This is a genomic window from Leeuwenhoekiella sp. W20_SRS_FM14 (assembly GCF_052119605.1).
In the GTDB taxonomy this organism is placed as follows: Bacteria; Bacteroidota; Bacteroidia; order Flavobacteriales; family Flavobacteriaceae; genus Leeuwenhoekiella.
In genome coordinates, this window is sequence record NZ_JBGQOK010000002.1 from 513252 (window position 1) to 533038 (window position 19787).

A 19787-nucleotide genomic window follows, 5' to 3' on the forward strand; every position below is an offset into this window, starting at 1 on the left:
ATTTTATACAAAACTCTTAATCTGAGCTAAAATGCCTAAAAACAACAACCTAAAGTCTATTTTAATTATCGGTTCTGGCCCTATCGTTATAGGCCAGGCATGTGAATTTGATTATTCGGGAACTCAAGCTTTACGTTCATTACGTGAAGATGGAATTGAGACTATTTTGATCAATTCTAACCCAGCAACAATAATGACAGATCCCACAATGGCAGATCACGTCTATTTGTTACCGCTAACTACAAAGTCACTTGTAAAAATTCTTAAAGAACACCCACAAATTGATGCGGTGCTGCCTACAATGGGAGGACAAACAGCATTAAACTTGTGTATAGAGGCTGACGAAAAAGGAATTTGGAAAGATTTTGGTGTTGAATTAATAGGGGTTGACATTGATGCAATAAATATTACTGAAGATCGCGAGAAATTCCGTGAATTGATGTTGAAAATTGGCGTAGGGATGGCTCCACAAGCTACTGCTACTTCGTTTTTAAAAGGAAAAGAGATCGCACAGGAATTTGGTTTTCCTTTAGTAATTAGAGCATCTTATACTTTAGGAGGTGCAGGAGCTTCTATTGTTCATAAAGCAGAAGATTTTGATGAGCTTTTGAGTAGAGGACTTGAGATATCACCTATTCATGAGGTGATGATAGATAAGGCTTTAATAGGCTGGAAAGAATATGAGTTAGAACTCCTTAGAGATAAGAATGATAATGTAGTTATTATCTGTGCTATTGAGAATATGGATCCTATGGGTATTCATACAGGTGACTCTATTACGGTAGCTCCGGCAATGACTTTAAGCGATGTTACCTACCAAAAAATGCGTGATATGGCGATTCATATGATGCGATCTATAGGGGATTTCGCCGGAGGTTGTAATGTGCAGTTTGCAGTAAGCCCTGATGATAATGAAGATATTATTGCGATTGAAATCAATCCGCGTGTATCAAGATCATCTGCACTAGCATCTAAAGCAACCGGTTATCCTATTGCTAAAATAGCTTCTAAGCTTGCTATAGGTTACCATTTAGATGAATTGCAAAATCAAATTACAAAATCTACTTCGGCATTATTTGAGCCAACTTTAGATTATGTAATTGTAAAAATCCCTCGTTGGAACTTTGACAAGTTTGAAGGTAGCGACCGTACGTTAGGACTACAGATGAAATCTGTAGGTGAAGTTATGGGTATTGGGCGTTCATTTCAAGAAGCACTTCACAAAGCTACACAATCGCTTGAGATCAAGAGAAATGGTTTAGGAGCAGATGGTAAAGGATATAAGAATTACGATACCATTATTGAAAAACTCACAAACGCAAGCTGGGATCGTGTCTTTGTAATCTACGATGCAATTCAAATGGGAATCCCCTTGAGTCGTATTCACGAAATTACAAAAATCGACATGTGGTTTCTAAAGCAGTTTGAAGAGATGGACGCTTTAGAAAAAGAAATAGGTAAATACAATATAGACACACTATCTAGAGATTTACTTTTAGAGGCAAAACAAAAAGGTTTTGCAGACCGTCAAATTGCACATATGCTTGACTGCCTAGAAAGTCAGGTTACTATGAAGCGTGATGAATTAAAAATAAACCGAGTATATAAGCTCGTAGATACCTGTGCTGCAGAGTTTGTTGCACAGACACCTTATTTTTATTCTACGTTTGAGAATGATATGCAATTAGCCTCTGGCGAGCGATTTGCAGATAATGAAAGTAAAGTAACCGAAAAGAAAAAAGTTGTAGTCTTAGGATCTGGACCTAACCGAATAGGACAGGGTATTGAGTTTGACTATTGTTGTGTGCACGGTGTGCTTGCAGCTGCAGAATGCGGCTACGAGACTATTATGATAAACTGTAATCCCGAAACGGTTTCTACAGATTTTGATATTGCAGATAAGCTTTATTTTGAACCTGTTTTCTGGGAACATATTTATGATATCATTCGTCACGAGAACCCGGTAGGAGTTATTGTGCAGTTAGGTGGGCAAACAGCTCTTAAGTTAGCTGAAAAGTTAGATCGATATGGAATTAAGATTATCGGTACTAGTTATAAAGCTCTTGATTTAGCTGAAGATCGCGGTAGTTTCTCTAGATTATTAAAAGCAAATGACATTCCTTACCCAGAATTTGATGTTGCAGAAACTGCTGAAGAAGCACTTGCTGTAGCAGATAAATTAGATTTCCCAATTTTGGTAAGACCTTCTTATGTATTAGGAGGACAGGGAATGAAAATTGTAATTAATAAAGACGAATTAGAAGAAACTGTTGTTGACTTACTTCGGAAGATTCCAAATAATAAATTGCTTTTAGATCATTATCTAGATGGTGCAATAGAAGCTGAAGCAGACGCAATTTGTGACGGTGAAAATGTATACATCATAGGTATTATGGAGCATATTGAGCCTTGTGGAATTCACTCAGGTGATTCTAATGCAACGCTACCACCTTTTAACTTAGGAGATTTAGTACTTCAGCAGATAAAAGATCATACACATAAAATAGCATTAGCGCTTAATACAGTAGGTTTAATAAATATACAATTTGCTATTAAAGACGATATGGTATATATCATTGAAGCAAATCCTAGAGCATCCAGAACGGTGCCGTTTATTGCAAAAGCTTACGGCGAGCCGTATGTAAATTATGCGACTAAAGTTATGTTAGGTGAGAAAAAAGTAACCGACTTTAATTTTAATCCTAAACTAGAAGGTTACGCAATTAAGCAACCGGTTTTCTCTTTTAATAAGTTTCATAATGTAAATAAAAAACTAGGACCTGAAATGAAAAGTACAGGTGAAAGTATCTTATTTATAGACAGTCTGAAGGATGATGAGTTCTATGAAATCTATGCTCGAAGAAAAATGTACTTAAGTAGATAATTTTTTTGCAACATTTTATTGTCGCGAACGTCATTAGTGAAAGATTAGTATAATAATGGCAAAATTTTAGTATTTAATTTGTCAAAGTTATTTAACTTTACAATGTCCTCAAACACAGTAATATGGCATGAAATTTACCTGGCTCTACATTTTAGTATTTGTTGTTGTTGCGTCAATAAGTGCGCAAGAAACACATATAATCGATTGGAAATCTGGATCTAAGTCCTTGCAATCTACACTAGAGATTGAAGTAGGAGATACCGTACAATGGGTTTTTGGAGAGACCATTCCTCAAAATTTAATGAATACCTCTTTCGGGACTTCAACAAATTTTGGGCTGCGGAAGCTTCAGGTAAAAGGTAGTGTATATGAGTTTGTGTTTGACAAAAAAGGCATCTACACTTTTGAGAGCAGTTTTAAAAAGAGCTTAAAAGGTTCAATCAAGGTTACAGATTCAAAATCGTATTTTTTAAAAGAAAAGGAAGGCTATAAGATTTATCCTAACCCGGTTAAAGACCGTATTTACTTTGAAAATCCTGCAGAATCAGATCCTTTAGAGATAACATTTTACGATGTGTTGGGAAAACAAGTAAAACGTAATTTGCTAAGTTCTTCAATGGCGCAAAGCGGAATGGATGTGAGTGAATTAAAACGTGGCGTATATCTGGTTCAAATAGATAATGGCTCACGATCATTTACTCAGAAGCTAGTGAAAAATTAAAACACATAAAATTATATAATAAAAAAGCGAATCTTAATGATTCGCTTTTTTTATGTTTAATACTGAAGCTCTACCTTGTGGGAGTTTTTCAATATTTCAAGATCTTCGTTATTGATTTCTTGTTTCTCAGAAGTCTCTTTTCGATGCGTTTTTTTCATTTCCTGTCTCCTTAGGCTCTTTAAAAATTTTCGTACTTCTTTTTCGGTTTTTAAAACCAAACCTGGAACCGGCATGCTTTCACCTTTATCGTTTTTTGCAACCATAGTAAAATAACTCGAGTTACAATGTTTTATAATGCCGCTATGTATATCTTCAGATTCTACACGTATTCCTACAACCATTGATGTACGCCCCACAAAATTAACCGAAGCCTTCATAACAACCAGTTCGCCTACTTCAATAGGTTTTAAAAAATCTACGGTATCTACAGAAGCAGTTACACAATAATTTCCAGAGTGTTTAGAAGCACAGGCAAATGCAATTTGATCCATTAAGGATAAAATATAGCCACCGTGAATCTTACCGCTAAAATTAGTGTGTGAGGGCAGCATAAGCTCACTTATGGTTACCTGTGATTGTTCAATTCTCTTAAATGTATTCAATAGGAATTTTATGTAATGGGTTAATTATATTATTTAGTATATCTAAAAGTGATTTATTGCCTGTTAAAATGTGGGGAGTTTTCTTTAGATATGTCTGTTATAAAATATTTTGTATCTCCCCAAAAGAAAAAAGTAGCATAGCGCTCAACATAAGTGAGCTTTACATAACTTCCCTGATATTCTTTCAGTTTTTCAATAACATCATCTTCGCTTCCCATCACAGAGAAATCAAATATTTGAGCTCCGCTAATACCTTGACTTATTTGTCCTTCCCAGGTTTTAATAAGTACACCTTTGCTGCTAAATTTAATAAGCTCACCCGCACGAGTACCTTCACTGTATGGGACGGCGTAAATAAAGCTATAAAATAAAACTGCAAATAATGCAATTGCAGCTAAAACGATGAGGAGTAGTTTTTTCATAAAAACAAATTCTGTTTAGTATTCAATAAGCTGCAAGATGCAACTCTAGATTTCTTTTTCATAATCTAATTCTTCCTTAGCTCTTTTAACCAGTTTTTGATCAAGTTGCTTAGTAGCCTTAGCTCCTAACGTTTTTAGGTTTTCAACGCGGGTTATAAGATTACCTCTGCCGGTAAGTTTAGTCATAGTACGCTCGTATGTAGCGTTTACCGTACCTAGTTGATTTCCTATTTTTAGGAGCTCGTCTGTGAGTAAGGTGAACGCATCGTATAACCTTCCGGCCTGGGTAGCAATTTCTATTGCATTGCGTTTTTGTTTGTCATTTTGCCAGAGATTTTCTACCAGTTTTAGCGCCGCCAGGAGTGTAGAAGGTGTAACAATTATTACATTTTTTGTAAAAGCATCTTCATAGAGTTGGGGTTCATTTGCAGAAGCTATTGCAAAAGCCGGCTCAATAGGAATGAACATAAAAACGGTATCGGGACTTTCATCTAAAAGAACGTGATAGTTCTTTGTACTTAACGTATCTATATGCTTTCTAACGGAAAGTATGTGTTGTTTAAGATAAGTCGACTTTAAATCTGCATCATCTTCTGAAACGAAACGTTCAAAAGCAACAAGTGAAACTTTGCTGTCAACAATCATTTTCTTACCATCTGGTAAATGAATGATTACATCAGTTTGCAGACGTTTTCCATCTGTTGTGGTATGGCTATCTTGTAAGGTATATTCTCTTCCCAATTCAAGACCAGACTTTTCAAGAACCCGGGTTAAAATAAGTTCGCCCCAGTTACCCTGTAATTTAGCATCTCCTTTAAGAGCTTTAGTAAGATTGTCTGCATCTTTACTCATTTGTAAATTAAGTTCGGCCAGACCTTTTATTTGTTGTCTTAGTTCACTATGCCGACCTAAACTTTCTTTATTTGTATCCTCCACTTTCTTTTCAAAACTGTTTATTTTTTCCTGAAGTGGTTTTAAAATAAGATCTAGATTTTCTTTATTCTGAAGTGTGAATTTAGAAGATTTCTCATCCAGTATTTTATTGGCTACAATTTCAAAATCTTTGGTGAATTTAATTTGCAGCTGCTCTAACTCAGAAGTTTTTTCTTCTATACGTTGCTGTAAATTCTCAAAAGCAACTGTAGTACTTGTAAGTTCGTTTTGTAAAAACTCCTTCTTTTGTTGTAAATGTGCGTTTGCTTGTTTTAAGTCGATATTGGTTTGCGTTGCAGTATTTAACTGCTCTGCTTTAAGATTGAGGCGTTCATTCAATTTACCAGTCTCCGTTTTGTTTTTGAGAGATGCGATAAAATAGCCTAATACAACACCAACGACGATACAGACTAGAGCAACTCCAAGAAGTAGTAGGCTTTCATTCATTAGATTTACTTTGTTTCAAAGATAAGGATTAGGCTCTTCTCTTACCGAATAAAAAACCGTTGTGATTGCATATCAAAACCTATTTTATCATCGGGAAACAGATTTTCAAATATTCCCGATTTTATTAATTGTTCCGGTGTGTTGATATGACTTTTTCCCTCTTTTAATACAATCATTTTATCACAAAGCGAAAGAACCAATTCAATATCGTGAGTAGTACATAAGATGGTTTTATTCTTAGTATGCGCAATTTTTTTCAGCAATATAAAGATGGAGGCTTTGTGATGTAAATCAAGATGCGTTGTAGGTTCATCTAATAAAATTATATCTGTATCCTGAGCAAGGGCCCGAGCTATAAGCGCACGTTGTAATTGGCCGTCACTTAGTTCAAAACAACTTGTATTCTTAAATTGTTCTAGCTCTGTAGCTTCAATTGCATCAAGAATGTGTGTTTTATCAGCTTTAGAAAGTGATCCCAGCCAGTTTGTATACGGTTGTCTGCCTAGCGTAACCAATTCAAGAACCGTTAGGTTTTTTGAAATTTGTTGGTTAGTCAATACCAGACTTAAAAGTTTAGATTTTAAAAGTGCAGGGTAGGAGTCTAAAGTTTTGTTATCAAGATAAACATTCCCAGAAAGGGGTTTTTGAAGACCTGCAAGCGTACGCAACAGTGTTGATTTACCTGAGCCGTTTATACCCACCATTGCTGTGAAATCTCCTTGAGAAAGATCAAGAGTTACCTCGCTAACAATTGTTTTATTTTCTGCTTTAACGTAATAGCCCACAGATAGATTTTCACAACTCAGATTTGTATGTTTTTGAGAAACTTCCATATTTTAAAACAAGAGTTTCTTTTTTCGAATTAAAAGCCAAATCACAACAGGAGCACCTATAATTGATGTTATTGAGTTAATAGGAAGTGTAAACTCTAATCCTGGCATTTGTGCCAGTGTATCACAAATTAACATCAATACAGCACCACCCAGAAGGCAGGCTGGCATAAGAACCCAGTGATTTGAAGCGGTAAACCACTGTCGTACAAGGTGCGGTACCGCAAGTCCTACAAAAGCAATAGGTCCCAAAAATGCGGTTAGACTTCCTGCAAGAATACTGGTGGCTATTAAAATTATAAATCTGCTTTTTTGAAGAGAAACACCTATTGACTGTGCGTATAAATCTCCAAGTAATAGACTGTTGAGACTTTTACAAATGGTAAAGGCTAATACTATACTTATTGTGTAGCAAATAGTAAGTATGCCCAGAGCACTCCAGGAAATATCTCCGAGGCTTCCAAAAGACCAAAACATATACCGCTGTAATTCTTCAGCGGGACTAAAATAGGCTAGAATGCTTACGACGGCAGAGGTTAAACTTCCAAACATTAACCCTATAATAAGTAAGGCCATCGCGTCACGTACGCGGGAGGCTACGAGTAAAACAACACTCAACACGGCAAAACTGCCTATGCTTGCAGCAAGTATGGTACCCCAGCTTCCGGGAGCGATAATAGCCGAAAGTCCTAAAGCGCTTCCGCCTAGAATTAAAAAAGCAACGCCCAGACTTGCACCACTGCTTATTCCTAAAACAAATGGTCCTGCAAGCGGATTTTTAAATAGTGTTTGCATCATTAAACCGGCAATCGCCAGGCCGCTACCGGTTAAAATAGCTGCTATCGCTTTGGGAATTCGATAATCTATGATAATGTAGGTCCACGCACTTTTTACACGCTCGTCACCCAGAATTATCTTAAAAATCGCTTCTATAGGAATATGAACAGAGCCCAAAGCAATGTTGACCAGAAATAAAGCAAAAAGCAATAGTACCAGTAAACCGAATTTTGAGCTGTGGTTTTTAGGGCTAATCAAGAGGTTTAAAAAAATGAGGTTTATAATTTACAGTTAGTTCCGGGTGAAAAATAGCAACTAAATCTGCAAGTACCCAATCTGGTCTTGAAGGAGCCAGCTCGTAATAAAGCAGACCTCCTGTTGCACCTTTTGCACTTCCGAAGCCATAAATTTTATGATTTTTAAAGGCTTTAAATTGTTTATAAACAGCATTGCCGGCGCTCAGATCACTGTAGGTTTCAAAACTATTTGGTGAAATCCAGAAATCTGCATTCTGAGCGGTATTTAAAACTTCTTCTACGCTTAGGGCAGCGCTACCGGTACCTCTAGTTTCTTTATAGATATAATCTGCGTGCGCATCTGCAACAAGTTGAGCTGCCCAGCTATCTCCTTTAGGTAAATACCAGACATCTTTAAACATGGCTCCGCTTAAAACGGAGGGTTTTGATTTTGCCTGAGCAGCTTTTGTTTTTAGGTTACGATATTGACCTTCAATCCTATTAAAAATAGAATCTGCTTCTGCCTCTTTATCGTAAAGTGCTGCAAAAAATTTAATCCATTCTGCCTGTCCTAAAGGCGTGGTTTCTACCCAATCGCCATTATAAATAACTGGTATTCCTGCTCTTTTAATAGAACTCAACGCTTTGTTTTCACCATCAACACCAAAACTTACTAAAACATCAGGGTTAAGATTTATAGTACTTTCAGTATTAATAGATTCATTTTGCCCTAACTCTTTAATAGCGCCGTTTTTAATGTGTTTTCGTACTGTTTCCGAAGAAATATAATCCAGATTGGGAAATCCTTTTAACGTTTGTGTCACACCCAGTAACTCTAATGCCGGGATGTGTGTGGTTGAAGTTACCACGATCTTTTCTACGGGTATTTCTATCACCGCATCTGCTGTAATACTATCTGGTAATTGGATCCCTCGTTGAACCAAGGCGTAGTTAAATGTCTTATCACTATTAGGCCAGGCTTTAGAGACTGTGATAATTTTAAAAGTTTTGTAACGGATAATTTCAAAACCCTTAGCGTAACTAATCTTTTGCTCAATTCCTTCACGAAAATGCTTATCAACTTCTTTGTTCTCTTTTTTACAAGAGGATATAGAGCATGATAAACAAATAAATACGATAGGTAATAAACTGCGCATCAGAATTATATAGATTTAAAATTGATTTAGAATGTATTATTCAAAACCCAAAAGTAAGATTAATTAAAAAAAGCAAGGTAGCGTAACACATTTGATTAACTTCGCGCTTTAGTTTTTGGTGTCATTTTTTATTCTAAAAAATGACTTAAAAGGGAATCAGGTGATTTCACATACGAAGTAGAATGAGCTAATACGAAATTTAATGATTTTGTATTTTTTTCACTTCATAGTTCGAAAATTCCTGAGCTGTTCCCGCAACTGTAAGCTTAGTCCGCATTTGACGGATGGTAAAGATTGTTCTTAAATACCACTGCCTTTTTAGGTGGGAAGGTTAATCTTTATACGCAAGCCAGGAGACCTGCCAGAAATAACATTTAACAAATGACTTTCGGGATAGAGGTCTGGCGAATATGAAATATATATCTAATTACATCATCACCCTGGTAATGCTTACTGCATTATCCCTAAAAGCTCAGGAACGCCCGTTCACTGCCTTAGACTCTGTATATCTTACAGATAGTAAATTAAAAGAATTTTCTACAGGAAGAAATCTTACCGTTTTATCAGATACGATATTGCGTAAAAACAGGCCACTTCTCACCAATACGCTCAATTTTAACACGCCTATTTATTTTAAAGAAAATGGATTGGGAATGGTATCCTCACCCTCATTTAGAGGTACTACAGCTTCACAAACTGCTGTTTTATGGAATGGTATAAATATAAATTCTCAATTAAACGGCCAGCTAGATTTTAATACGGTTAATGCGGGCGCTTACAGCGAGATTGCTGTGCGTGGCGGTGGTAGTAGTGTTGTTTATGGTACCGGTGCAATAGGAGGTAGTGTACATTTGAATACGCGGTTAACCTATGAAGATCAACAAGCGCATAATCTTTTTCTGCAATACGGTAGTTATAACACCCAGGATGCCCGATACAATTTGAATCTGGGTACCAAAAAATGGAGTTTAAATCTAGCTCTAACCCATAACAGCAGCGATAATGATTATGAGCTTCCAAATAGAAGAAAAAATTTAAACGGAAATTTTGAAAACACAGCCTTAAATGTTGGACTCGGATTTAAAATCAATTCAAAAAATTCAATACGCATATTTAGTGAACTTTTTAACGGAGAACGACATTTTGCAATTACACGGGCTTCAGAAACTAAGACTAAATATCAGGATCTTAACAGTAAAAATTTACTCGAATGGGAACACAGCTTTGGTTCCTTTAAGGGTATAGCTCATGTGGCCTATCTTGAAGAGTTTTATAAATATTTTGCAAATATAGATAGTGAAGTTTATTCTTTCGGAAAGGCTAAAACGTTTATTACCAAGTATGATTTGAGCTATCAAATTTCAGACCGGCTCAAACTGAATTCCGTATTGACTAATACATCTACCAGCGGTTTTGGTTCTAGTTTTGGCGATAATGACCGTAATATTTTTGCTGCCGCATTGTTATTGAAGCATCAACTGGCAAACGATTTTAATTATGAATTAGGAATAAGGAAAGAGCAAACTGAGAATTATGATAGTCCGTTTTTATTTTCTTTTGGAGCAACAAAAGCCTTAAGTGATTTTTTCAGCTTAAACCTTAACGTATCAAGAAATTTTAGAATACCTACCTACAACGACTTGTACTGGGAAACCGGCGGCAACCTGGATTTACTCCCAGAGAAATCACTTCAAGGTCAGTTGGGTGCCGTTTTTAACTTCAATTCTATTCAGCTTAATCTAACGGGTTATTACAATTCTATCACAGATATGATTCGCTGGTTGCCGGGAGCGGGTGGTGTTTGGAGTCCAAGTAATGTAGACGAAGTGGAGATTTACGGTCTTGAATCTGGGTTAAGTTGGTCTAAAAATTTCAATAAAGAGCATCGTATCTCTTTAAATGCAACATACGCATACACAGTATCTGAAAATAAACAAACCGGGAACCAACTTATCTATGTGCCTTTTCATAAAGCTACAGGGACACTAGATTATGGTTATAAAAGGTTTAATGCATCATTGCAGTATCTGTATGTAGGCGAAGTCTTTACCCGTAGCGATAACAATAGCCGTTATAATCTGGATGCGTATAACGTGGGTAATTTTAGTCTGGGTTATAGCTTCGGAAAAGAAAAGAACTACGAATTGGGCGCTCGTGTAAACAATTTTTTAAACACCGAATATCAAAGCGTTGAAAGCCGCTGGATGCCGGGAAGGAATTTTAATATGTATCTAAATTTTAAATTATAAATACCAATTATGAAAATTAATAAACTAGCAGTATTAGCACTCTTAGGTGCTTTTTTATTCAACTCGTGTACAGACGATAATGACGATTTAATAGAATTAATTCCTGAAGGTGATTATACTGATGGTTTTTTTGTGGTAAATGAAGGAGGATTTAATGATGGGGGAACGGTCTCATTTATTAGTGATGACCTTAATACTGTAGAACAAAATATTTTTAATGTAGTAAATCCTAATGCAAATGATTTAGGCGTTTTTACGCAATCTATATTTTTTGATGATTCACGTGCTTATGTAATCTCTAACGGCTCAAATTTAATAACAGTTGTAGATCGATATACTTTTGAATTAATAGATGTAATCGATGAGGGGCTATCATTCCCACGTTACGGAACAGTTTTAGATGGTAAGGCTTATGTAACAAATCAAGATGACTATACCACAAACGCTGATGACTATGTTGCAATTATAGACTTAACTACGCTAACCGTAGAAAAATCTGTAGTTATAGGAAATTATGTAGAAAAAATTCAAGAAAGTGAGGGCTTACTTTATATTCAGGGAAGTGCTTTTGGAAGTGGCAATAAAATAAATGTTTTTGATCCTAGTACAGAAGCCGTGTTAAAATCTATAACTACTGCAGAAGGATTAGATTCTTTTGAGGTAGTAGGAGACGTAGTTTACACAATAGGAGGTGGCAAATTTCAAGAGTTTAGTAAATCTACAGGAGCAGAGGTTTCTTCTTTAAGCTTTACGACTTTAAATAATCCTGTAAACTTAGATGTTGAGAATGGGTTGGCTTATTTCACAAACGGAAAAGCAGTTTACAGTATGCTTATTTCGGTTTTAGAAGAGCCTGTGACACCATTATTAACATACGAGTCTAATTCCGCATTTGGAGTTATGTATGGTTTTAGTGTTAAAAATGATCGTATTTATATAGCAGACGGGGGTGATTTTTCTTCAGATAGCTTTGTTGAAATTTATACTTTAGATGGTGAACTATTAAAGAATATCCCTGTAGGATTAGGACCCAATGGTTTTTATTTCAACTAAACTTTTAATTCAATTAATTATATAAAAAAAGCGGCTTAACCATTTGGTTAAGCCGCTTTACTTTTATCAAAAAATTTTAATTTATTTTTTGATTTGAGGAACTTTGTCAACATACATTCGTTGATAGGTAGGAGAAAACATTTCACTCTCACCTAATAACTCAAAAGATCTTGGTTCGCTTCTCTTAGTTGAAGATTTTCGACCTAAAATTTGATCTAATGCCAGACTTAATAATGGTTCTGTAGGATTACCCAGTTCTCCAAGATTAGTAAGATCTTCCTCTAATTCAAAGTCCGGTTCTATACCTGTAGGAGGACCTATAACGTCATTTGCATTTCTATAGGTATAAATTAAAGGTTGAATGGCATAGGTATGATTAGGATTTGCATTTGCTCTTCCAAAATTATTTGAATCATACAGTGTAGTCGAAGCCTGAAATTTACCAACTGTGGTTTTACCTATAGTTTTTACATCTATATACGGTCTTAAACCTATAATTGTTAATTCACTTGCAGAAGCGGTACTTCCCGTACCTATAACATAAAGGCGATTTAAATTTAAACTGTTTATAGGCTGTTCTTGAGGAGTTCCTGTATATATAGTAGAATTAAATCTACTTAATAAACTTTCTGGAGCCTCAGACTCAAAATAAGCCTGAGCTTCAGGATTCCATTGTTGTTTTGTTAAAATTTGACCCTCAAATTGACCGGTAATCATTGAAGTCAAATCAATAGCGGTGGCAACAGAACCACCACCATTATATCTTAAATCTAAAACTAAATCTGTTATTCCATCAGCCTTAAATTGGGCAAAAGCATCATTCAGTTCTCCATCAAAATTTGAGACAAATGAGTTGTACATCAAATAACCAATTTTAGTGCCATTTATATCTAGAGTTTTAGCTATGTATACGGGATTTTCTACAAATCCTTCAACTTTATTTAATTCTACAGTTTCGCCAGTTTCGCTAACTGTATTATTGGTTACACTTGCTAAACTCAAGGTGTACGTATCCTGAGCTAATAACATTTGATAATTATTAATAGTCAATGTAGTACCATCTATTCGCGTAAATAAATCACCACGTTCAATTATACTTGCGGAAGCAGTAGAATTAGGTGCAACGTAGCGTACGTATCCAAATATATCATCAGTGCCTGAAAAGCGAACGAGGCTAAATTTTAATCCGTTACTTTTACTAACACCAGAAAAACTATTTTCGAGTTCTACATAATTATCTGTTAGAAAACTGAAGCGATCTCCATTAGTAACAAGTACATTAGAATAGAAATCTTCGGGTACAGGATTTTCTGATAAAAACTTCACGTATGTAGGTGTATCAGTAAAGAAATCATCTGCTAATACATCTACATCTGGTTTGTATAAATAATACACATTCATCGCCTGATACATAAAATCCTGGATAGGATAATCAGCGCGATTTAATTCTGGTTCTGGCTCCGGTTCTTCAACAGGATCAACAACTACTGGTTCTGCGGTATCATCATTGCTAGAGCACGAACTTAAAAATCCTACAGCTAAGAGTGATACTAAAAAATACTTTTTCATACTTATTTTTTTAAGGGATATAGGTGTGATTTAGTGTGGTAAAATAAGATTTAGCTAGCTCTTAGGCAAATCCAATACATACATACGTTGAAAATCTGGGTTAAACATTTTACTTTCTCCTACAGTTTCTAGATGAGTTGTATTTTCAAAGCTTTTTGTAGAAGCACTGCGACCTAATATTTGGTCTAATGCCATTTTTAAAAGTGGCTCGTTAGGATCGCCTAAAACTCCCAGGTTTGAAGCTCTTTCGGCGATCTCAAAATCAGGTTCGATTCCTGTAGGTGGTCCTACAGTGCCGTCAGCATTTGCGTAGGTATAGATTAAAGGTTGAATAGCGTAGAAGTGATTTGGGTTTACATTTTGTCTGCTAAAATTTTCAGAATCATACAAAGTCGTAGAAGCCTGAAACTTTCCTACCGTAGTTGTGCCTATCGTCTGTACATTTATATACGGCTTAAGACCTATTATGGTAAGTTCGCTTGCAGAAGCAGTACTCCCTGTGCCTATTACAAATAAACGACCTAAGTTTAGGCTGTTAATAGATTCACCTGTTCTAATAGTGTTATTAAAACGGTCAATTAACGCTTCAGGATCTTCTGCTTCAAATGCTGCCTGTATTTCAGGATTCCATTGTTGTTTAGTAATAACTTCACCGTTAAATTGACCCGTAATCATTGACGTTAAATCTATTGCAGACTCTACAGAACCACCGCCATTATACCTTAGGTCCAGCACCAGATCGGTTATGCCATCTGTTTTAAATTGAGCAAAAGCCGCATTTAATTCATCATCAAAATCTGCAGTGTATGCGTTATACATTAAGTAGCCTATTTTCTGGCCGCTTATGTTTAGTGTTTTTGCTATGAGTATAGGGTTCTCGATTAAACCTTCTTCTTTGGTTAAGGTTACAGACCGGCCATTTTCAGTAATACTTACAGCATTACCAGTATCTATTAAATCAGCAAGTGTTAAGGTATAGGTATCAAGCGCCAATAAATCTAGATAGTTAGTTATGGTAAGCGGCGTGTTATTCACTTTAGTAAAAGCATCGCCTCTTTTTATATCTTTAGTAGATGCATTAGAATTAGGGATAATGTAGCGTACATAACCTATAATCTCATCGCTTCCGGGAGAAACGCGCACCAGCCTATACTCTAAACCATTGTCTTTGCTTATACCCGCAAATCTATTCTCTAACTCGCGGTAATCGTCGGTCATAAAGCTAAAGCGATCTGCATTAGACAATAAATCTTCGTATAAATCTTCCGGCGTATTAAAAGGATCTAGATAGATGTTTAAATCTGCCTGCGAATCAAAAAAATCATTGGCCAATACCGGTACATCGGGTTTGTAGAGGTAATAAATATTCATTGCTGAATAGATAAAATTCTTAATTTCTAAATTATTTGAAATTTGAACATCATCGCGGTCCTCGCTGCAGGATAGCAGTATCATAAGTGAACAAAGACCTATTAGGGGTAGCGCAATCTTCTTCATAAAGCGGTTTATTAGCATACTAAAAATACGGTATAATTGTATTACTGGTTTTCCTGTGTAACAAATTTTAGACATAATCGTCTTCCTTATAACTAACCACAACAATAAATGAACCAAAAAGAGTTTTTAGCACGAGTTACTCCCGTTCAGGATAGATTGTATCGTTTAGCAAAGCGATTACTGGTTTCTGAAGATGAGGCACAAGATGCTACTCAGGAAGTTCTTATAAAGTTGTGGTCTCAGCGAAAAAAAATGAATAAGCTGCGGAGTATTGAAGCTTTTGCAGTAACGATGACTAAGAATTATTGTTTAGATAAGCTCAAGGCAAAAAGCAGTTCTAATTTACAACTGGTACATACTAATTACGAAGATCAGCATTACAATACCGTACGGCAAAGTGAAGTAAGTGACAGTGTTGCCTGGGTTTATAAGTTAATGAATGACCTGCCAGAGCAACAGCGAATGATCTTACACCTTAGAGATGTAGAACAGTTTACAAATAGTGAGATTGCAGAAGAATTAGAATTAAATGAAACAGCGGTACGTGTTGCGCTGTCTAGAGCCCGAAAAACAATACGAGAAGAATTGCTTAAAAAACATAACTATGGACTTAAATAATATAGAAAACCTGCTTGAGCGCTACTTTGAGGGAGATACTTCCTTAGAGCAGGAAGCTAAGCTTAGGGAATACTTTACTAGTGATGAAGTTGCCCCGCACTTAGAGGAGTACATACCTCTTTTTACCGCTTTCGCGAAAGCAAAACAAGAACGCTTTAATCGTAAGATTGAATTGCCTCAATCAAAACGATCCTGGCAATGGATACCTATCGCAGCAAGTATTTTACTTTGTGTAGGTTTGTTTTTAACTTTTAATACTAAAAAAGGCACAGATAACGACTTAGGTACTTATAAAGATCCTGAAGTTGCTGTATTAAAAACAAAACAAGCGCTCTTTATGATGGGTAATTTTATGAATAAAAGTACCTCACAATTAAATAAACTAGATACGTTTGAAGAAACGACCAACGAAATTTTAAAATAATCTTAAATCAAAAAACGATGAATAAATTAGTAATTACATTAATGTTTGTAGGATTGAGTCTTACTGCATTTGCACAAAAAAACTTTGATAAGTTTGAAGACATGAAAGACGTTACCTCAATGGTAATGAATCAAAAAATGTTCAAACTATTAGGGCAGATGGATCTTGATTCTAAAGACCCAGAGATGAAAAGTTATATCGAGATGGTAAATAGCCTTGAAGATATTAAAGTGTTTACGACAAAAAATATAAGCGCAGCTCAACAAATGAAGGGTGAGTTTAAATCGTATTTAACCAGTGCTAATCTGCAACAATTGATGCAGGTAAAAGATGATGGCAAAAATGTGAATTTTTATTACAAGCCCGGCAAAAGTGAAAACTTTGTAAGCGAGTTTGTGATGTTTTTAGATGGTATGTCTACAAAAGACGATACGGTACTTATTAGAATTACCGGTGATATTAACCTTAAAGAAATAGGTAAAATAGCAAACAGCATCAATTTTAAGGGAAGTGAAGAGCTTAAAAATGTAAAAGTTAACTAAGATGAGCACATTAAAAGCAGTTTTAGTAGTTCTTATGGTTGGTGCATTATCCAGTTGTCAGGATAAGCAGACTCTACAAGAATACTATATAGATAGTAAGGAAAATGACGCCTTTATAATGGTTGATTTACCTACAAGCTTAATAGCTCCGGTTACTCAGGAAATGACTGAAGATCAAAAGCGGGTAATTAACTCAGTTAAAAAAGTAAACTTACTGGCATATTCTATGAAAGACAGTGAGTTTTATAATTCTGAAACGGTAAAAGTCAAAGAGATTCTTGCTGATGATGATTATGAGGAGTTGATGAAGTTTGGAAAACCGGGACAGCGTATGCGTCTTTTTATTAAAGGGCAGGATGAAGCGATAGATGAGGTGGTTGTTTTTGCTCAGGATGAGAATAAAGGATTTGTACTCGCTCGTGTACTGGGCGATAAAATGAATGTAGCAGATATGGTACGGTTTGCAGAAACAATGGACACCAGCAGTACAAATTTTAATACAGCAGGTTTTGAAGGCGTGATGGATGTTTTCAAAAATAAATAAGTGCAGTTTTAATAGATTAAAAAAGGATCTCAATTGAGATCCTTTTTTTTGTTTAACACAATTCGGTTTGTGATGCTTTACTCGTTCAGTTTATGAGTTATAATCGCAATCTGCTTAGGGGTTAAAAATGATTAATCGTATTTTTAACTAATTACATAAAACTATGAGTAAAGGAATATATATAGCAACGATAGAACCCAATAGTGGTAAGGCAATTATCTCTCTCGGTTTAATGCGCACCTTGCTGGGTAAAACTGCAAAAGTGGGATATTTTAGACCTATAATTGATGATGTAAAAAATAAAGGAAAAGACAATCACATCAATACGGTACTCTCGTATTTTGATATTCAGCTAGATTACAATGAGGCATTTGCTTTTACCAGAAGTGAGGTTATAAAAAAACGGAATAAAGGCAAAGCGGGAGAAATTTTAGATACCATAATTACCAAATATAAAAACCTCGAAGATCGATTTGATTTTATACTGGTTGAAGGTTCAGATTTTACAGGAGAAGGTACTGTGTTTGAATTTGATACTAATGTTCTTATCGCAAAAAATTTAGGTCTTCCCGTCATTTTAGTAGGAAGCGGTATAGGGAAAACTGAAGATGATTTACTCGGGAGTTTACAAATCGCCTATACCAGCTTTTTAGATAAAGATGTATCGGTGATGGGAGTGGTGGCAAATAAAGTTGAACCGGTAAATCTAAGTAAAGCTAAAAAGGGATTGCGATCATTTTTACCCGAAGCTGTTGAGGTATTTGCAATTCCCTTTACTGAAGAATTAGCGCATCCTACCATAAAAGAAATTGTGCACGAGCTGGATGGTGAAGTGCTTTTTGGAGAAAAGTTGCTTGATAATCAAACCGGAAATTTTGGAGTAGGAGCCATGCAGTTGAGAAACTACCTTACGCATCTTAAACAAGATAGTTTAGTAATTACTCCGGGAGATCGGGCAGATATTATTTTAGGAGCTTTGCAAGCCCATATTTCTACAAATTACCCTAGAATTTCGGGTATAATACTAACGGGAGGTTTAATCCCTGAAGAGCCTATACTTCAGTTGATACGTGGTTTATCACAAATTGTACCTATCGTATCGGTAAAAGACGGTACGTTTTCGGTGACAAACCGAATAGGTAATATTAAATCTCAAATTTACGCATCGAGTAAGCCGAAAATTGAAACCTCATTAACCGTATTTGAAAAAGAAGTTTCCTTTGATACCTTATTAGAACGTCTTATAAATTTAAAACCGAAAGGCATCACGCCCAGAATGTTTCAGTACGGGTTGATGAAACGAGCGCGAACTGCAAAGAAGCATATTGTAATGCCAGAAGGTACAGATGATCGTATTTTAACTGCAGCTGTGCGACTCGTTGAATTAGATATTGTAAAAATCACATTGTTAGGAGACCCTGAAAAGGTTAAGGAGAAAGCTGTGAAACTAAATATTCCCCTTAATTTAGATAAAATCACAATTATTGATCCTGTTAAATCGGCATATTTTGATGATTATGTGACCACATTTTATGAGTTGCGTAAACATAAGAATGTAAATATGGATATTGCTCGGGACTGGATGACCGATGTTTCTTATTTTGGGACGATGATGATTTATAAAGGGCACGCAGACGGTATGGTTAGCGGAGCGGCTCATACGACACAGCATACCATACGACCCGCGCTTCAGTTTATAAAAACAAAACCGGGAGTTTCTGTGGTATCCTCTGTATTTTTTATGTGTCTTGAAGATCGCGTTTCTGTATTTGGTGATTGTGCTATTAATCCCAATCCTTCCGCAGAAGAGCTTGCAGAAATTGCAATTTCTTCCGCAGAAAGCAGTCTTGCTTTTGGTATCGAACCTAAAATAGCAATGCTTTCCTATTCTTCAGGAACTTCAGGAAAAGGTGCAGATGTAGACCGCGTACGGGAGGCGACCGAAATTGTAAAACGCTTACGGCCAGACTTAAAAATAGAAGGTCCTATTCAATATGACGCAGCGGTAGATGCAACTATAGGTAAAAGTAAATTGCCAGATTCTGAAGTTGCAGGCCAGGCCAGTGTGCTTATTTTTCCTGATTTAAATACCGGAAATAATACTTATAAAGCGGTACAACGGGAAACCGGTGCATTAGCCATTGGGCCTATGTTGCAAGGCTTAAACAAACCGGTAAATGATTTAAGTAGAGGTTGTACGGTAGATGATGTATTTAATACGGTAATTATTACTGCGATTCAGGCGCAGGGATTATAAATTAAAAAACAAGATAGCATTCAAA

General features: G+C 35.9%; 17 protein-coding genes and 1 riboswitch. Of the genes, 9 read left to right on the plus strand and 8 right to left on the minus strand.

Annotation, left to right across the window (positions count from 1 at the left end):
• Positions 1-31 precede the first annotated feature (31 nt).
• The gene (carB, locus tag ACEN25_RS05765; protein ID WP_441802075.1) at positions 32-2884 is read left to right on the plus strand and encodes a carbamoyl-phosphate synthase large subunit; all 2853 of its coding nucleotides are present in this window, start codon (positions 32-34) and stop codon (positions 2882-2884) included.
• Positions 2885-3011: 127 nt separating this feature from the next.
• Positions 3012-3605, plus strand: coding sequence for a T9SS type A sorting domain-containing protein (locus ACEN25_RS05770; RefSeq protein ID WP_441802076.1), 594 nt, complete (start codon positions 3012-3014; stop codon positions 3603-3605).
• A 56-nt stretch (positions 3606-3661) separates the two neighbouring features.
• Here the strand turns inward: ACEN25_RS05770 and ACEN25_RS05775 are convergent, their stop codons facing one another.
• From ACEN25_RS05775 to ACEN25_RS05800, 6 genes are read right to left on the minus strand one after another with little or no spacing between them, the layout of a single operon-like run.
• Positions 3662-4207 (minus strand): acyl-CoA thioesterase, encoded by a 546-nt coding sequence (locus ACEN25_RS05775; RefSeq protein ID WP_441802077.1) that lies wholly within the window; start codon positions 4205-4207, stop codon positions 3662-3664.
• A 53-nt stretch (positions 4208-4260) separates the two neighbouring features.
• Positions 4261-4629: a hypothetical protein gene (locus tag ACEN25_RS05780; RefSeq protein ID WP_028374860.1), complete on the minus strand. Its 369-nt coding sequence runs from the start codon at positions 4627-4629 to the stop codon at positions 4261-4263.
• 45 nt (positions 4630-4674) lie between these two features.
• Complete coding sequence (locus ACEN25_RS05785) at positions 4675-6009, minus strand: DNA recombination protein RmuC (protein WP_441802078.1); 1335 nt, start codon at positions 6007-6009, stop codon at positions 4675-4677.
• A 41-nt stretch (positions 6010-6050) separates the two neighbouring features.
• The gene (locus ACEN25_RS05790; RefSeq protein WP_441802079.1) at positions 6051-6842 is read right to left on the minus strand and encodes an ABC transporter ATP-binding protein; all 792 of its coding nucleotides are present in this window, start codon (positions 6840-6842) and stop codon (positions 6051-6053) included.
• A 3-nt stretch (positions 6843-6845) separates the two neighbouring features.
• On the minus strand, positions 6846-7874 hold the full coding sequence (locus tag ACEN25_RS05795; RefSeq protein ID WP_441802080.1) for an iron chelate uptake ABC transporter family permease subunit: 1029 nt from the start codon (positions 7872-7874) through the stop codon (positions 6846-6848).
• Complete coding sequence (locus ACEN25_RS05800) at positions 7867-9009, minus strand: ABC transporter substrate-binding protein (RefSeq protein ID WP_441802081.1); 1143 nt, start codon at positions 9007-9009, stop codon at positions 7867-7869. The genes ACEN25_RS05795 and ACEN25_RS05800 overlap by 8 nt, the downstream gene beginning before the upstream one ends.
• Before the next feature lie 99 nt (positions 9010-9108).
• Positions 9109-9389, plus strand: a riboswitch (cobalamin riboswitch).
• Positions 9390-9419: 30 nt separating this feature from the next.
• Between ACEN25_RS05800 and ACEN25_RS05805 the strand changes: the two genes are divergently transcribed.
• Both ACEN25_RS05805 and ACEN25_RS05810 read left to right on the plus strand, forming a co-directional pair.
• Entirely contained in the window at positions 9420-11258 is a 1839-nt protein-coding gene (locus ACEN25_RS05805; protein WP_441802082.1) for a TonB-dependent receptor plug domain-containing protein, read from the plus strand.
• A 9-nt stretch (positions 11259-11267) separates the two neighbouring features.
• Positions 11268-12311, plus strand: coding sequence for a YncE family protein (locus ACEN25_RS05810; RefSeq protein WP_441802083.1), 1044 nt, complete (start codon positions 11268-11270; stop codon positions 12309-12311).
• A gap of 81 nt (positions 12312-12392) precedes the next feature.
• Here the strand turns inward: ACEN25_RS05810 and ACEN25_RS05815 are convergent, their stop codons facing one another.
• Both ACEN25_RS05815 and ACEN25_RS05820 read right to left on the minus strand, forming a co-directional pair.
• The gene (locus ACEN25_RS05815; protein WP_441802084.1) at positions 12393-13880 is read right to left on the minus strand and encodes a S41 family peptidase; all 1488 of its coding nucleotides are present in this window, start codon (positions 13878-13880) and stop codon (positions 12393-12395) included.
• 54 nt (positions 13881-13934) lie between these two features.
• Positions 13935-15377, minus strand: a complete 1443-nt coding sequence (locus ACEN25_RS05820; RefSeq protein WP_441802085.1) for a S41 family peptidase — start codon at positions 15375-15377, stop codon at positions 13935-13937.
• Between the two features lie 108 nt (positions 15378-15485).
• Between ACEN25_RS05820 and ACEN25_RS05825 the strand changes: the two genes are divergently transcribed.
• The 5 genes from ACEN25_RS05825 to pta all read left to right on the plus strand — a co-directional run bounded on the left by ACEN25_RS05825 (position 15486) and on the right by pta (position 19762).
• Positions 15486-15995, plus strand: a complete 510-nt coding sequence (locus ACEN25_RS05825) for an RNA polymerase sigma factor (protein ID WP_028374869.1) — start codon at positions 15486-15488, stop codon at positions 15993-15995.
• Positions 15982-16419, plus strand: a complete 438-nt coding sequence (locus ACEN25_RS05830; protein WP_441802086.1) for a hypothetical protein — start codon at positions 15982-15984, stop codon at positions 16417-16419. Before ACEN25_RS05825 ends, ACEN25_RS05830 begins: the two co-directional genes overlap by 14 nt.
• Positions 16420-16436: 17 nt before the next feature.
• Entirely contained in the window at positions 16437-16961 is a 525-nt protein-coding gene (locus ACEN25_RS05835) for a DUF4252 domain-containing protein (RefSeq protein ID WP_035899307.1), read from the plus strand.
• A 1-nt stretch (position 16962) separates the two neighbouring features.
• Positions 16963-17505 carry a DUF4252 domain-containing protein gene (locus ACEN25_RS05840; protein ID WP_441802087.1) on the plus strand — a complete coding sequence of 181 codons (543 nt, stop codon included), beginning with the start codon at positions 16963-16965 and terminating at the stop codon, positions 17503-17505.
• A 163-nt stretch (positions 17506-17668) separates the two neighbouring features.
• Positions 17669-19762 (plus strand): phosphate acetyltransferase, encoded by a 2094-nt coding sequence (gene pta, locus ACEN25_RS05845; protein ID WP_441802088.1) that lies wholly within the window; start codon positions 17669-17671, stop codon positions 19760-19762.
• Positions 19763-19787: the final 25 nt, after the last annotated feature.